The 14,734-nt window shown below is 45.1% G+C and carries 13 protein-coding genes and 1 pseudogene; 7 read left to right on the top strand and 7 right to left on the bottom strand.

Annotated elements, in window-relative coordinates; all coding sequences use genetic code 11:
* Positions 1-158: 158 nt before the first annotated feature.
* From HALO_RS13235 to HALO_RS13210, 6 genes are all read left to right on the top strand, one after another.
* Positions 159-1,118: a glycosyltransferase family 2 protein gene (locus HALO_RS13235; protein WP_050713514.1), complete on the top strand. Its 960-nt coding sequence runs from the start codon at positions 159-161 to the stop codon at positions 1,116-1,118.
* Positions 1,119-1,162: 44 nt separating this feature from the next.
* On the top strand, positions 1,163-2,089 hold the full coding sequence (locus HALO_RS13230; protein ID WP_050713513.1) for a glycosyltransferase family A protein: 927 nt from the start codon (positions 1,163-1,165) through the stop codon (positions 2,087-2,089).
* Positions 2,090-2,266: 177 nt separating this feature from the next.
* The gene (locus HALO_RS13225) at positions 2,267-3,025 is read left to right on the top strand and encodes an AAA family ATPase (protein WP_050713512.1); all 759 of its coding nucleotides are present in this window, start codon (positions 2,267-2,269) and stop codon (positions 3,023-3,025) included.
* A 186-nt stretch (positions 3,026-3,211) separates the two neighbouring features.
* Entirely contained in the window at positions 3,212-5,260 is a 2,049-nt protein-coding gene (locus HALO_RS13220; RefSeq protein WP_050713511.1) for an acyltransferase family protein, read from the top strand.
* Positions 5,261-6,208 carry a glycosyltransferase family 2 protein gene (locus HALO_RS13215; protein ID WP_081899067.1) on the top strand — a complete coding sequence of 316 codons (948 nt, stop codon included), beginning with the start codon at positions 5,261-5,263 and terminating at the stop codon, positions 6,206-6,208.
* 352 nt (positions 6,209-6,560) lie between these two features.
* Positions 6,561-7,319 carry a DUF3750 domain-containing protein gene (locus HALO_RS13210; RefSeq protein WP_035578958.1) on the top strand — a complete coding sequence of 253 codons (759 nt, stop codon included), beginning with the start codon at positions 6,561-6,563 and terminating at the stop codon, positions 7,317-7,319.
* Between the two features lie 207 nt (positions 7,320-7,526).
* Here the strand turns inward: HALO_RS13210 and mntR are convergent, their stop codons facing one another.
* From mntR to HALO_RS13185, 7 genes and pseudogenes are all read right to left on the bottom strand, one after another.
* Complete coding sequence (gene mntR / locus HALO_RS13205; protein ID WP_035578960.1) at positions 7,527-8,006, bottom strand: manganese-binding transcriptional regulator MntR; 480 nt, start codon at positions 8,004-8,006, stop codon at positions 7,527-7,529.
* A 289-nt stretch (positions 8,007-8,295) separates the two neighbouring features.
* A complete protein-coding gene (locus tag HALO_RS23750; RefSeq protein ID WP_442905701.1) occupies positions 8,296-8,691 on the bottom strand; it encodes an NAD-binding protein in 396 nt (131 codons plus the stop codon).
* 138 nt (positions 8,692-8,829) lie between these two features.
* Positions 8,830-9,837 (bottom strand): annotated as a pseudogene (locus HALO_RS13200) (cation:proton antiporter domain-containing protein); the annotation flags it as partial.
* A 27-nt stretch (positions 9,838-9,864) separates the two neighbouring features.
* Positions 9,865-10,314 (bottom strand): potassium channel family protein, encoded by a 450-nt coding sequence (locus tag HALO_RS13195; protein WP_035578965.1) that lies wholly within the window; start codon positions 10,312-10,314, stop codon positions 9,865-9,867.
* Positions 10,315-10,349: 35 nt separating this feature from the next.
* Complete coding sequence (locus HALO_RS23620) at positions 10,350-10,475, bottom strand: hypothetical protein (protein WP_268746281.1); 126 nt, start codon at positions 10,473-10,475, stop codon at positions 10,350-10,352.
* Entirely contained in the window at positions 10,472-11,680 is a 1,209-nt protein-coding gene (locus HALO_RS13190; protein ID WP_035578968.1) for an MFS transporter, read from the bottom strand. Before HALO_RS13190 ends, HALO_RS23620 begins: the two co-directional genes overlap by 4 nt.
* A gap of 58 nt (positions 11,681-11,738) precedes the next feature.
* Positions 11,739-13,136 carry a GntP family permease gene (locus HALO_RS13185; protein WP_050713509.1) on the bottom strand — a complete coding sequence of 466 codons (1,398 nt, stop codon included), beginning with the start codon at positions 13,134-13,136 and terminating at the stop codon, positions 11,739-11,741.
* A 206-nt stretch (positions 13,137-13,342) separates the two neighbouring features.
* Between HALO_RS13185 and HALO_RS13180 the strand changes: the two genes are divergently transcribed.
* Entirely contained in the window at positions 13,343-14,692 is a 1,350-nt protein-coding gene (locus HALO_RS13180; RefSeq protein WP_035578972.1) for a Na+/H+ antiporter family protein, read from the top strand.
* Positions 14,693-14,734: the final 42 nt, after the last annotated feature.

Raw genomic sequence — 14,734 nt, 5'->3', positions numbered from 1 at the left:
AGAATCGCTATTATCTCTAGCTTATATTTATTACCAGCAACAACGATTAAACTAAGGCGATACATAATAGCAGACGCTGTTTTATTAAATTTATGAAGCGTTAGCTAATAAATAAACGCCATATTCATTTCTCAAGGGCACAATTTTTAGGGGACACTATGAACAAGGTGATCGCGGTGATACTCACCTACAATCGGCAGGATTTGCTGCAGCTATGTTTAGCATCCATTTATTCACAAACACGTATTTGTGACCAGGTGATTGTAGTCGACAATGCTAGCAATGATAATACACAAAAAATGCTAAATGAATTGGACTACCCGAATCTAAAAGTGTATTTATTGTCGCAGAATGTCGGTGCTGCAGGTGGGTTCAATACTGGGTTTCGTCTTGCATATCAGGAAGGTGCTGATTTTATTTGGATGATGGACGATGATGTGATCCCGGAACCGTCTGCCTTGCAACGGTTGATTGAAGCAGATCATACCCTCGATGAAAATGGCATTGACAGAGCTTATCTGATCTCTACTGCTTTTACAGAAAATGGCTATGTAACTAACTCACCCTCTATCAATAAAAAAATGAATCATATTGGATATAAGGATTGGCCTAAGTTCACTCAATATGGTGTGGTCTCCGTGGATCGAGCAACTTTTGTATCCATTCTTGTTCCCCGCGCTACGCTTGATAAATATGGTTTACCTATTTCTGATATGTTTATATGGGGTGAAGATACTGAATATACATTAAGAATAACGAAAGATGTTCCTGGATTTATTGTTGGTTCCAGTAGGGTGATGCATTTACGTCAGGAGAAAGGAGTGCTGAACATCATTTCTGAAAATAGTGATGTACGTCTCAAATATTATAAGTACTTAATAAGAAATAGAATATTTGTTACCAAAAAATATCGTCCTGCTCGTGTAGTAATAAAAGTGATGTGTTTGGATTTATATATGATATTAAAGTTATTACGAAGGTGGGAGTTAAAAAAAGCTAGTATTGTAACAACAGGCTTGATTGAAGGTTTTTTATTTTCTCCTGGGATTGAATATATTGATTCTCCGGTTAATAGTCAGTGCCTCCCTTTGAGAATTTATAAATGTGAAAGTTTATAAATTTTTGGTTAAAAGATGTTAATGGCTTAAAGTGAGGTGAGTTTATGTATAAGTTTTCTGTTATCATGCCTGTTCATAACAAGGCTGCAACTTTATTGGACTCCCTCGCGTGTCTTTATAACCAAACATTTAAGAATTTTGAAATTATTGTGGTTGATGATGCCTCTACGGATGGGTCTCTACAGATTTTATTGCAAGAGGAGCGTAAGGGTAAGCTGCGATTGTACCACCGAGATAAACCCGGTCCAGGTGGGTACGCAGCGCGCAATTATGGGGCACAGCAGGCAACATCTGAATGGTTGGTTTTTTTTGATGCTGATGATCTGCTTGTGTATGACCATCTATCGAGATTTGCTAATGCTATTTCGGAAAACCCATCTATTAATTTTTTTGTAAATGCATTTAGGAAGATGGAAGGAAATATAGTACTTCCGCGAAGTGAATTTTTAAAAAACGGAGTTTTGAGTCGACAGGAAGCTTTAGCAGCGTTCGCTCGTTCTGACTTCATTCATATGAACGGCGCTTGCATACATAGAAATACATTCAAGGCTCTTGGTGGATTTCCTGTTGATCGGTATCTGCGTGCAGGGGATGTTTATTTTTGGTTAAAAGTGATATGCAGTCTCAAAATGGTTCACTATGATCCCACTGTTACGAGCATGTGGTTACTTCATAACAGCGGTGTGGTAAGCAATAAAAATAATATAATTCAAACTCATCCATGTTTAGATTTAAAGAGGGAGTTTAATGTTGGGCTGAATTGGTTTGAAAAACATTATCTCAATGCCGCTATCAATCGTAAAATATTGTCATGGGCAGTCGAGAAAAAGATAGTTGGAAGGTCGGTTGAGAAAGATATTCGCTCATTAACGCTTTTTAGTATGCGCCCCCGTCAGTGGATGACCTTAATAACTCTAATAATACCTCAGCCCTATTACGGTAGATTACGGGATCGTGTTTTAAGTGGATAAGAAAATTTTTTATTTACGGTAATTGTTCGAAATGAAAGTATAAGATAGATCACCTAAATAATCATACAACTACAGAGGATTTGTAGAATTTTCCGCATGCTGATATGAATGATGTCTGTATATCTTAGCTAACAAAAATAAATCTATGCAATGATTTACTTGTAAAGGTAATGAGCCATGACCCAATTAGTATTAACTGCCAAAAATTTATTAGATCGATTTTATGGTTGTGAGTATAGAGCACATTTTTTAGTTAAAGGTGTTTTTGATTACCAGATAGATAACGCAAATAAATCACTTTTTATAGAGATTATAGGATGCCCAGGTGTGGGGAAGAGTACGCTGATAGACTATATGGAAGAAAAGGAATTAATTAAAGGCTTGATTTGTACAAAATTATGGGCAACCAGGCTGCAACGTAATAATAAAATAGCCAGTGCATATACAAGTATTTTAGATTATAAAATAATGAGTTTGGAGGATGAGAGAGTAAGGTCTAGATATTTGCGGCACGCTATTATTCCAAGAGCAATGGATAAATATATTGAAAATAACAAAAATCCTACTGTATTACTAATAGACGAAGGGCTTTTTCACCATTTCAAATATGAAATTAGTGATAATTGGGAACAAAATAAGTTTATATTTAGTAAGTTGATGGAGAAAAGGATTCTTGTACATATGATCGCTCGGCCAGAAATTATAGCGGAACGTATTCTGAAACGTTACAGGGAAACTGGTAATCTTTTGCCATATTATAAAAACAAACAAGAATGTGAAATTATTGAATACTGTAGAAAGGCTCAAGAAAAAAGAAAAAAAGTGATTAGGAAATTTAAAACAAGAGGAGTGCCGGTGTTAACGATAAATGCTGAAGATAGTAGTCAAGAAAACACGAAATATATAGATGATTTTGTCAAAAAAAAAGGTCAATAATTAATTATTATGAATCTAATTGTTTGGGTTGAGAGAGCTTGAAAATATTTTGATAAAGTAATGAATTGCCGATTATTTGTCCTTAATCACTTTATATAGACGTTGAGTTTTCCTCTTGAGGGGCTTCAGGGGATACCTATGACTAGGTTTTTTGAATGTTTTTGCTATTTATCAAGGAGGATAAAAGTGAACAAAATATTTGATGTTTATACTCTAAATAATAAGTATCGTGAAGATATTCAAGGAGTTCGTGCCATCGGCGCGATGCTTGTACTTGTTTTCCATATCTGGTTTCAGAAGGTATCTGGAGGTGTCGATGTATTTTTCGTTGTATCTGGGTTTCTAATGACAGGCATGTTGCTTCGCCAGTATGGAAAGGAAGGGAGTATAAAGCCTTTTCATTTTTGGGGAGGAATTATTAAGCGTGTAGCTCCATCTGCTTACGTTGTACTCTTGGCTACTTTTATTCTTAGTTACTTCTTCGTGCCTCCTGTATACTGGGTGGCTACAATACATGAATTTATTTTTAGTGCCGGACATCTAGAAAACCTATTGTTAATAAGAAGAGAGGTTGACTACTTACAGATTGGCGACCCGGCTAGTCCCTTCCAACAGTACTGGGCTCTCTCAATGCAAGTACAGTTCTATGCTTTTTTTCCTTTTTTAATTGGGCCGTTATTGTATATTTCAAGCAGAATAAAATCATTGATGCCCTTGATATTGGGTGTTTCTGCTGTTGTGCTTTTCTCTTTTATATACTCCCTCATCTCTACGCACTATACTCCAGATACGGCTTATTTTAATCCTATAGCAAGAGTGTGGGAGTTTTTAATAGGTGCACTTGCTGCTATATTTATACCTTATATAAATCTGAGTAAAAAACATGCTTCGGCTCTCTCTTTGCTAGGTGTTCTAGTGCTTTTTAGTGTAGGCATATTTTTGCCTAGAGAATGGAATTTTCCCGGATATGTCTCACTATTTCCTGTCATATCAGCCGTGTTTCTGATAATTTCAGGAGATAAATCTGAATATACGACGCTGATGAATAGGCTTTTGTCAAATCGATATCTTGTTATGTTTGGTGCAATGTCTTTTACCATTTATCTTTGGCATTGGCCAATATTGGTTTTCTTCCAGCATTATTATGAAACGACAAGTTTAGGAGTGATAAAGGGTTTTTTAGTCGTGATATTAAGTGTTTTGCTAGCTATTATTACAACCTGGTTAGTTGAAAAACCTTTTAGAAGAATACCAAAGTCTAAAATATGGATTTCTTATATGGCGGGATTTTTGTTCTTTATTCCTTCTGTGACGCTTGGTCTAGGAGCGAAATATTATATTGAAAATCTTCATGATGTAAGCGTTGTTTTTAAAGACTCTTTTTTTAATGGCTCTAAAATTTCTATACAAAATAATGCTTCAAGTTTAAATTATAGTTATGTTACGGCAATATCTAATGATTTAGGTGAAGCCATGGCTAGAGACAATGATTGTGCTGCAACGGTTGCTGAGTCTGAAATCTCAACTTGTGAGTTTGGAGATGTTACATCTGACAGCGTTGTTGCATTAGTGGGTGGTTCACATATAGGACAATGGGAGCCTTTTTTTACGAACTTAGCAGAAGAATATGGATTCAAGATAGTAAGTATAATAAAACAATCCTGTTCCCTTGGTTATGAAATTGTGGAGGACAATGATACTTGTAAACTGTGGAATGAAAGCATTGTTGAGTATTTGAGTGAGCTATCACCTGACCTTGTTATAACGAATTCTACGAGATCTAATCGGCCACGCGACAACAGATTAGTAGCAGACAATGTTATTGAATTTGTTCCTACTGGGCATGTGGAGAAATGGAGAGAAATAACCAACCTGGGTATTCCAGTAATGGGGATAAGAGATAATCCGTGGTTTGAAAGTGATCCAAGCTATTGCGTGKGGAAGAATCGTCAAGAAGCGAGCCAATGCGCTCGACCAATTGACGAAGTGCTACTAGAAGACAATCCTATAGAGGCGTATGTAGGTGAAATTCCTCTTTTCATCTCTATAGACTTTACTGAATTAATATGTGTTGATGGGTTGTGTCCAGCATATTTTGATGGAAGGTTAATGTGGTCTGATACTCACCACCTGACACGAAATTATCTTGAATATATTACCCCAAGTCTGAAAGCGTCACTTGAGCACCAAACATCCATTTTTCAGACTTTTAATAACCATGGGGAGAGCGATTAAATGTCTTTTTATAGATTTGAAAAAGAGGTGAAATATAAAAGTGCCAGAGAAAATGCAGGAGGGGTTATGAAAATTAGCAACCCAAGAGCTTCAGTTATTGTGCCTACCTATTATGATTGGGCACGTTTAAAACTGTGTGTTACTGCATTGGAAAATCAATCATATCCACAAAATGATTTTGAAGTCATCATTGTAAATAATGCACCAGAAGATACGTTGCCTCTTGATTTTCACTTGCCCAATAATTTTCGTGTAATTACTGAGGTTAAACCAGGGTCATACGCTGCTAGAAATGCTGCTTTAAAATTGGCCAAAGGTGAAATTATTGCCTTTACAGATTCTGATTGTATTCCTGATCCTTACTGGTTGGAAGCTGCAGTTAATCGATTTGATAAAGGTGTAGAGCGAATTGCTGGCAGGATAGAGCTTTTTTTTAAGTCTGATAAGCTCACTCTTGTTGAAATTTATGAAAAAGCTTTTTCTTTCGATCAGGAAAAATATGCAAAGACTGGTGGCGCCGCAACTGCCAACATGATCACATTGGCTAAACATTTTAAAACGGTTGGTTTTTTTAATGATGCATTAATGTCCGGAGGTGATAATGAGTGGGGCTGGAGGGCAATGGCTAAAGGTATACCAATAGAATACGCTCCAGAGGTTATTGTGAACCATCCTGCTCGTGCCGATATCAAAGCCATGCTTAAAAAACGTAAGAGAGTGCTCGGTGGTGAAGTAAATAAGGAAAATGAGAGTGTTAAAAAAAGTTTTTTTTTAACACTGCTTAAAGGTTATTTTCCTCCGCGAAGGCAGTTGAGTCTTTTTTTTAAAAAGGGTCTCCCTTTTTCTAAAAAGCTCTTGGCTTATTTGTTATGTTATTATTTTAAGATTTATTCGACTACCTATAAACTAGCCTTGCTAATTGGCATTGCTAAACCTGAAAGGTCTTGATAAATAATTATAGATTTTTCTATGTTATGCTAATTTTAATAAGCAGAACATTCTGAGTGGTTGTTGTTTTTTAACAGAGTTTTATTGAAATCTTCAGCTGACATTAAGGTTTATAAAAGATAGTCACTGTAAACTTGAAATCAGTATAGATATAGAGTTTAGAAACCCTCCTGAATTTTTTGGAGGGTTTTTTTTATGTAAATATTTCTTATATTTCATGTCTCGATTAGAACGGATTTTACTGCACGATTATCCATACCCCTGCAGAACCCATGACGCCGTTGAAACCCGTGCTTGCACCATGTGAGCTATCGAGGTACTAAACAGATAACTTTCAGCTACGGATAAAGCGATGAAAATGTTACTGCGTTGGCTGCTTATTTTTGTAGCGCTTGTAGCGCTGCTGTTGGCGGGGCCTGTTTGGATATTGGCGAGTAATCAAGTAGTGACTGATAGCCCTTGGTCATCACTGGATCGCTCATCCGCGGGCATAGCGCCTGACCCAGCGGTAAGTTCTGAAGCCGTTGTTCAGGTCTATTCAGCACGAGCTTATAATTGGCGCGGGGCGTTTGGCGAACATATCTGGATTGCGACTAAGGCGGAAGACGCTGATAGCTACCGACTCCATCAAGTATTGAGCTGGCGGCGTCCCACCGTGGTGTCTTCTATCGATACGCCTGATCGAGCCTGGTTTGGCAATCCACCTACACTACTGGCCGACTATCGCGGCGATGCGGCTACGCAGATGATACCGCAGATAGAGGTCGCTGCCGCTGACTACCCCCAAGCTGAGCTTTATCGAGTGTGGCCTGGCCCGAACAGCAATAGCTTTATTGTTTGGGTAATACGCGAAGTGCCAGGATTTGAGGTGACGCTACCGGTAACCGCTATCGGCAAGGATTATATTTTCAATGGCGTCTTTGCGGCTGCGCCAAGCGGCACTGGTTATCAGGTGTCATTGGGTGGGGTGGTGGGCATTATGTTGGCATTGGAGGAGGGGATTGAACTCAATCTCCTCGGCCTGAGCTTTGGTCTCGATGTTATGCGACCTGCTCTGAAACTGCCGGGTATAGGGCGGTTGGGGATGCCTGCTAAAGTATTGGGAGGCTAATTATAAAAGTAACAGCCATGAGGAGTCGTCGGTGTGTGTGGGCTTCGCGATCACTCTGCACGCAAGCTTAATGCACACTGTTGGGCGCTGATGACACCAAACAGTGKGGCCGACAGTATCCAAACCACTCAACTGGAAATGATTTCGAACGGTACAATTACCCAAGTGACTCATCTGCGGTTTTCCCACCGATGACGAGACGCGGGTTTAGTCGTTTTGCTGCTGCTCGGTAAAGCGCTGCATGATGGCGAGGGTTTCGTCGCTTACATGATGCTCCATGCCTTCGGCGTCAATACGTGCAGTCGCATCTCTTACCCCAAGGGCACGTAAAAAGTGCAGCACGATATCGTGGCGGGCGCGTGAMGTTTCTGCCATTTTTTGGCCCGCTTCGGTTAGAAACAGCGAGCGATAGGGCTTACTAGTGACCAGCTCCAGCTCATTTAAACGCCGAATCATTTTTGAGACTGTGGCCTGGCTGACCGCCATTCGGTTGGCAATGTCCGCTGCACGCGCTTCGCCGCGGTGCGCCAGCAGGTCGCCAATTAGCTCAACGTAGTCTTCGATCAGTTCGGTTTCGTGGGCATTTCGCACCGTTGCATACTGCTGGGCATGCTGCTCCACGGGGGGCAGTGCATCTCCAGGAATGCTTGGGGTAGTCAATGAGGCGTTCGGATTAGAATCAGTCATTGGTAAATTATATCGGAAGCAGTGGGAACAATCATTGGATAGTCGGAGGGATAGTAACGTATTTTTGTGCAATATTGTTAGCCAAGGCTAAACTGTTTGCACAAAGCTTTCTTGCGGAGCTAAAGTCCACTTATCGCTCATTAACAAAAAGTGAGAGGCAACGAGTAAGCGCAATCTAGATATGGCTCTGTTAGTTCTTTATGGCGCTGCTGTTCTCGCCCAAGCAAGGGGGGGACTGATGCGGTTTTGGCGGCATCGTCAAATTGGTTAATACCACTTACCCAAACGTTTACAGCGGCGGTGACTGCAGGCTTTCCCAGGTTTTTTCGGCAATACCGATGCCTGCACCGGTCATTAGCAAATATGTTTGATCTACTCCAGCGGCATGCAGCGGGTCGGCTTCATCCTGGAAGTGGATGCCCGCAATAATGTGGCCAGTGAAGCCCGCTTCGCGTAGTTCGCGGGTTGCAATAAGCTTGCTCTCAAGTTCCGGAGTGGCTAGCGTAACAGCTGTTATTTGCGCAATATCAAGGTGGTGCCAAAAGCCCACATCCTCGATATCACCATAAAAAACATGCCGTTCAGTATTTATTTTATTGGGATCTGAATCAATGCCCACTGCCGCCATGCCCTTATCGGTAAAAAAATCGTAGGCGGCGTTACCTGTTCTACCCATGCCCAACACCAGAATGGTAGCGCTACCTAAATCTACCGGCTGCTCGTCAGGATGTCGGGCGTGCCGTTCAAAACGGAGCAGGTTATTCTCCCAACGATCAAAAAGTTGATGGGCGATGCGGTTAAGCGGTGCAGCGATAACAAAGGATAGGGCAACGGTAATTGCCAGCGGAACAAGCCACTCTGGCAAAATGCTCGCAGCGACAATCAAACCAAACTCACTATAGGCCGTCAGGCTCAAGCCACCCAGAAAGGCGTTACGCGCTCTGATACGGAAGGCAATCAGTAGGGCAAAAAACAGCACCCCTTTAAGTGGAAGCAGAATAGCCATGATCACTGCAAAGATAAGTGCTTCTTTATCGGGTAATCCTGCCATGCCAATTTGCAGAAAGAAGCTGACTAACAGCACTTCTTTAACTCCCCACAGCGCCTTAGATAACTCCTGAGCGCGGGGGTGCTTGGCAAGCAGAAGTCCCATCACCAAAGCGCCTACTTCAGAGCTTAAACCCACGGCCTCAAAGCCCATGCCGCCAACGGCAATGGCTAACACGGTACCTAATAGCACCAGCAGTTCATCGTGCTGCGCCGCGTTCATAAGCCAATAAAGAACAGGCCTTAATAGTGGCAGCAGAAAAACCAACACGGCCCATGGGCTGGGGGAATCACCGCCATAAACGCTAAGAACCACTAAGGCAACTAGATCCTGAATGATTAATATGCCAATCGCAATCCGACCGTGCAGGGCACGTAATTCGCGTTTGCTTTCGAGTACTTTGGCCGCTAATACCGTACTTGAAAAAGACAGCGCAATGGCGAGCAGTATCGCTTTATCAAGGGGTAGCGAWAARAAAATGACAAAACCCGCCGTAAACAACACGCAGGTAAACGCCAAGTGTATAAATGAGCTTCCCAGTACAACGGGTTCTGCCAAACTACGTATATTGAGCTTCAGGCCAATAGTAAACAGCAGTAGCAGCACTCCTAAATGAGCAAGATGCTCAAGTAGTGGGCCCGCATCTGCTGGTAGGCCAATATTGGGGCCAAAAGCATTGAGTGCAAACCCTGCTGCTAAGAACCCTACAAGGGGCGGTAAACTTAGCTGTCGCGCAGCGATGCCAAAAACAAACGCTACCGATAGAATAACCACTTCAAACATGCCGGATCCCTAGAGCGACGGTGCTGACTATCTGCCAACCCGCCAGTGCTTTTGCATTTCTATAAAAGTGAACGATGCCGACCACGTGATCAGAACGAAGCCTGTTAAGGCCAACGTGCCGTACAGAAAGCGCACCGGCCCCATGGCATAAATATCGCCATAGCCCACGGTGGTATAGGTCACCGCAGAGAAAAAGATGTAATCAAGTACGTTAAAGCTGTCGTACCCGTGTAAAGCACCGATACTTAGCTGATCGGTTAGCCACCAGCCAGTAACCCCGAACAGCCAAATTTCAACAATGTGGGTCATTAATACGCCAAACGCCATCCCCAGGATGCGTTGTCGGTGCGGGCGTCGAGATTTTTCTATTTGGCGCGAGATAAGCCACAGGGCTTCATAGTGAAGCAGTACCGCAATGACCACGGTAACAAAGGTGGTTACCACAACCGCGATATGCTCGGGGTAAGGAATCGTCATCTTAACAAGTCATCAACTTAATCGGCCTTTGTTCGTTAGCATAACCGGGTTCCAATCAGTAGCAAGGCAGCATCCATATGCTGCCAGCCCCACCATGCGAGCATTAAACAGGTAAGCAGCAGAATGGCCGCCATGGCTTTGAGTAAATGATTGATTGTCATGGGATCACTGTTGTTGACTGCGAGCGCTCGAGCGGCTTTTCACTGATAAACCAATGTAGTGCGGCAGCGACGACCGAGAGCACTATCGCAATTTGCCAGACTGTATTGTAGTGCCCGGTAAGATCATAAAAATAGCCGCCCAGCCAGACGCCCATAAAGGAGCCTAACTGGTGAAATAGAAACACGATGCCGCCCAGCATAGAGAGGTGACGAACACCAAACACGGACGCCACAATGCCGTTGGTTAACGGCACAGTGGAGAGCCATAGCAACCCCATGGCGATACCGAATAAATAAGCGCTAACAGGGCTTAACGGCAAATAAACAAACGCTGTAATCACTACGCCGCGAATCAAGTAGAGCCAGGTTAGCAGCTTGGGTTTTGACCAGATGCCACCCATCCACCCCGCGGTATAAGTGCCGACAATATTAAACAGCCCCACTAACGCTAATACTGTCGTGCCCACCTGTACCGCTAGGCCGTTATCGAATAAGTAGCCGGGGAGGTGAACGGCAATGAAAACCACTTGAAAGCCGCAGACAAAAAAACCTAAACAGAGTAGCCAGAAGCCTTTTTGGCCTGCTGCTTCGTTGAGCGCATCTTTGAGGCTTAAATCGGATGTGGTTTTGGCGGATGGCTTATCGCGCAGCATTGCCCCCAGGGGAATGATGATGGTTGCAATAGCCGCCATCGCCATCAGCGCTGCCGCCCAGCCAAGCCACTCGAGCAAGCCAAGAGTGCCGGGCAGCATGGCGAATTGCCCGAACGAGCCCGCCGCGCTAACAATGCCCATCGCCATACTGCGTTTTTCGGGCGCCACAGCGCGGCCCACAGCGCCTAAAATGACCGAGAATGTGGTGCCAGAGAGGCCCAGACCAATCAACAGCCCAGCGCTCATCGTCATGCCTAGTTCTGACGTAGAGAGGCTCATAAACAGCAGCCCCAAGGCATACAGCAAGCCGCCAACCACGATAATTCTGGCCGCGCCGAAACGATCCGCGAGTGCACCGGTAAAGGGTTGCGATAAGCCCCAAACCAGGTTTTGTAAGGCTAATGCAAAAGCAAATACGCCACGCCCCCAGCCGAGCTCGCTGCTAAGGGGCTCCATAAAGAGCCCGAAACCATGGCGTAAGCCCATGGCCGTGGAAATAACCAGGCTTCCCAATATAATCAGCAGCAGCGAGTGGCGAAGAACGAAGGCCATGATGTTCTCTTTATTGGCAGGCTAACAATTAGCTCACTATCGCATGCGTTGTGCGCTTTTAGAAGCTGCCAAAAAGGGTACCCAAAGTAATTACGCTGATGAGCGCAATGATCGGCAGAGCAATGGTGACCATGGCGACGTTGCCATAAGATTGGCGATGGGTAAGGCCGCAGATAGCCAGTAGGGTGATAACCGCGCCTGAGTGGGGAAGCGTATCCATGCCACCAGCAGCAAGCGTTGCGACGCGGTGCATTAGCTCTGGGCTAATACCTGCTTGTTGGGCCATGGCCATGTATTCACTACCCAGAGKCTCTAGCGCAATTGAGAGCCCGCCGGAAGAGGAGCCAGTGATCCCCGCCAGCACGCTCATTGCCATGGCTTCTGAAATCAATGGGTTGCCAGGTGAAGCTGTAAGCACGGCATCACGGATAATCGCAAAGCCCGCCAAACTGGCAATGACGGCACCGTAGCCTACCTCTGAAGCCGTGTTGAAAATCGGCAGCAGCGAGCCCAAACAGCCTTTATTGACACTCTCTTTAAGATCCAGCCAATGCTTCCAGCGGGTAATAATCAGCCATGCAGATGCGCTGAGCAGGGCGATCAGAATAGCCCAAAGCCCGCTCTGTCCCGATGGCGATACATTTTCAAACTCCTCGCTGATAAAGCTTAAATCAAGGGCAGGAAACACACCGTAGGTAAACAGAGCATTCAAACCAATCACCATAATGATCGGTATCAGTGCCAGCCACAGCGGGAGGCTAGTGGGTGCTTGTTCTTGCTCTTCATTGGCAACTGCTTCGCGCTCAGTATGTTGACCGTATCCTTCACCCTTAGATGCGGCTTTTTTTACCCGTGACTGAAGATAGAAAGTCCCTAGCCCAAGCATAATCAGTCCGGCGATAATACCGAGACCAGGGGCTGCAAAGCTGTTGGTTTCATAATAAGGAATGGGAATCGCGTTCTGTATCGAAGGTGTCCCCGGTAGGGCTGTCATGGTGAAGGTGAAAGAGCCAAGCGCGATGGAAGCTGGAATTAGCCGCTTGGGCACATTGGCGCTGCGAAACAGTTCACGGCTGATCGGATAAATGGCAAAAGCAACGACGAACAGCGATACGCCGCCATAGGTGAGCACCGCGCAGGCCATGACGACGGTGAGCACAACATGGTGAGTGCCCAGTTTTTTGACAATTCCGTTGGCAATCGATTGGGCGGCACCAGAATCGGCCATCAACTGCCCAAACAGAGCGCCTAACAAGAATAACGGGAAGAACTGGATGACGTAATTACCCAGCGCGCGCATAAAGGTATCGGTGTAGATCGGCAATAAAAAGGCGGCATCGCCAGAGAGCAACACCGCTAAACACGCCATAAGAGGAGCCAGCAGCAGCACCGAAATGCCGCGATAAGCGAGGAACATTAATAAAAGCAGTGAAGTGACAATCGCAACTATGCTCATGCGAGCTCCTAAGCAGACCGTAAAGTAGCCAGCGCTGAAATTAAGCCAGAGAGCGATGTTAGGTAGTGTGGTGCAATGCAGTAATGGTATCGCGACTAAAGTAGCAATGCTTTAAGCATGAACTGTGGCCTTAGGTTTACCTATTTAATCTGCTAAAATCCGCCCCCTTCGCCGTTAATGACCTTTCAATTGCTCTAGGAAACTTCATGAATGCAGTAATTCTTGCGGTGCTGGTGATGGTGGCGCTATCGCTGGCGCGTGTCTCGGTTGTATTTGCTTTAGTGGTGGGTGCTTTAGTCGGCGGTTTAGTGGGTGGGTTGTCACTAGAACAAACGCTGGACGCCTTTAATACAGGCGTTGGCGGCGGGGCCCAGGTAGCACTGGCCTACGCCACCTTGGGGGCCTTTGCGGTGGCGATCTCCCGCTCTGGCCTACCGGATATGCTGGCTAATCGGTTGATTACGTTATTGGGTAAAGAAGAGGCCAGCGTTGCGCAACAGACGCGGGTCAAAATGCTGTTGCTAACGGCAGTGCTGTTGGTGGCTATTTCTTCTCAGAACGCGATCCCGGTGCATATTGCCTTTATACCGGTGCTGATTCCACCGCTGCTAACCGTGATGAATCGCTTAAAGCTGGATCGACGCGCAGTAGCATGTGCGCTTACGTTTGGTTTAACGGCGCCGTATATGCTGCTTCCGGTAGGGTTTGGGGCGATTTTTCTAAATGATATTCTTTTGGCCAACTTAAATAGCGCTGGGGAACCGCTAGGTTTAGAGATTACCCGTGGCATGGTGCCGCTGGCCATGGCGGTGCCGGTAGGGGGCATGGCGCTGGGGCTAATCGTTGCGCTATTTTGGAGTTACCGCCGCCCGCGTGAGTATCAAGCCGAAGATATCGCTAACGCCAACGTTACCGCAGGCCATACGCCCGCCAAACCGCATATGCTGGGGCTTGTTATGTCGGGGGTGGCGATCGTCGCAGCACTCGGTCTCCAGCTTTATAGCGGTTCAATGATACTGGGTGGTTTGGTGGGGATTGGTCTGCTTTCAATGGGCGGCATCTTTAAGTGGCGCGAAGCGGACGATCTATTTACTAGCGGTATGCGCATGATGGCGCTGATCGGTTTTATCATGATCTCCGCGGCGGGCTTTGCCGAAGTCATGAAAACCACGGGAGAGATTGATGCATTGGTATCGGGGGCCTTTGCACTCTTTGGCGATAACCGTGGGTTAGCGGCACTGGTGATGCTGCTGGTAGGGCTATTTATTACGCTGGGTATCGGCTCATCGTTCTCAACCATCCCAATTATCGCCGCGATCTTCGTGCCCTTGGCGGTACAGTTTGGCTTTTCCCCTATGGCCACGGTGGTGCTGGTGGGTACGGCTGCGGCATTGGGTGATGCTGGCTCGCCTGCCTCTGACTCTACCTTGGGGCCAACATCTGGCCTAAACGTTGATCGTCAGCACGATCATATGTGGGACAGCGTGGTGCCGACGTTTCTACACTATAACATTCCGTTAGTCGGCTTTGGCTGGCTAGCGGCAATGATGCTCTAAAAGCTCTATCTGCAAACTCAAAAGGGACAACGCTGTTGTCCC

This window comes from Halomonas sp. R57-5 (assembly GCF_900070345.1).
In the GTDB taxonomy this organism is placed as follows: Bacteria; Pseudomonadota; Gammaproteobacteria; order Pseudomonadales; family Halomonadaceae; genus Vreelandella; species Vreelandella ventosae_B.
The sequence above is the reverse complement of the archived record's forward strand: the minus strand, read 5'-3'. Positions and strand labels throughout refer to the sequence as shown.

Excerpts from the sequence above, each read along its gene's own strand:
- HALO_RS13190 (WP_035578968.1), bottom strand. The coding sequence starts at position 11,680 with ATGGCCTTCGTTCTTCGCCACTCGCTGCTGCTGATTATATTGGGAAGC.
- HALO_RS23620 (WP_268746281.1), bottom strand. The coding sequence starts at position 10,475 with ATGACAATCAATCATTTACTCAAAGCCATGGCGGCCATTCTGCTGCTT.
- HALO_RS13235 (WP_050713514.1), top strand. The coding sequence starts at position 159 with ATGAACAAGGTGATCGCGGTGATACTCACCTACAATCGGCAGGATTTG.
- HALO_RS13230 (WP_050713513.1), top strand. The coding sequence starts at position 1,163 with ATGTATAAGTTTTCTGTTATCATGCCTGTTCATAACAAGGCTGCAACT.
- HALO_RS13195 (WP_035578965.1), bottom strand. The coding sequence starts at position 10,314 with ATGACGATTCCTTACCCCGAGCATATCGCGGTTGTGGTAACCACCTTT.
- HALO_RS13215 (WP_081899067.1), top strand. The coding sequence starts at position 5,261 with ATGTCTTTTTATAGATTTGAAAAAGAGGTGAAATATAAAAGTGCCAGA.
- HALO_RS13180 (WP_035578972.1), top strand. The coding sequence starts at position 13,343 with ATGAATGCAGTAATTCTTGCGGTGCTGGTGATGGTGGCGCTATCGCTG.
- HALO_RS13225 (WP_050713512.1), top strand. The coding sequence starts at position 2,267 with ATGACCCAATTAGTATTAACTGCCAAAAATTTATTAGATCGATTTTAT.
- HALO_RS13210 (WP_035578958.1), top strand. The coding sequence starts at position 6,561 with ATGAAAATGTTACTGCGTTGGCTGCTTATTTTTGTAGCGCTTGTAGCG.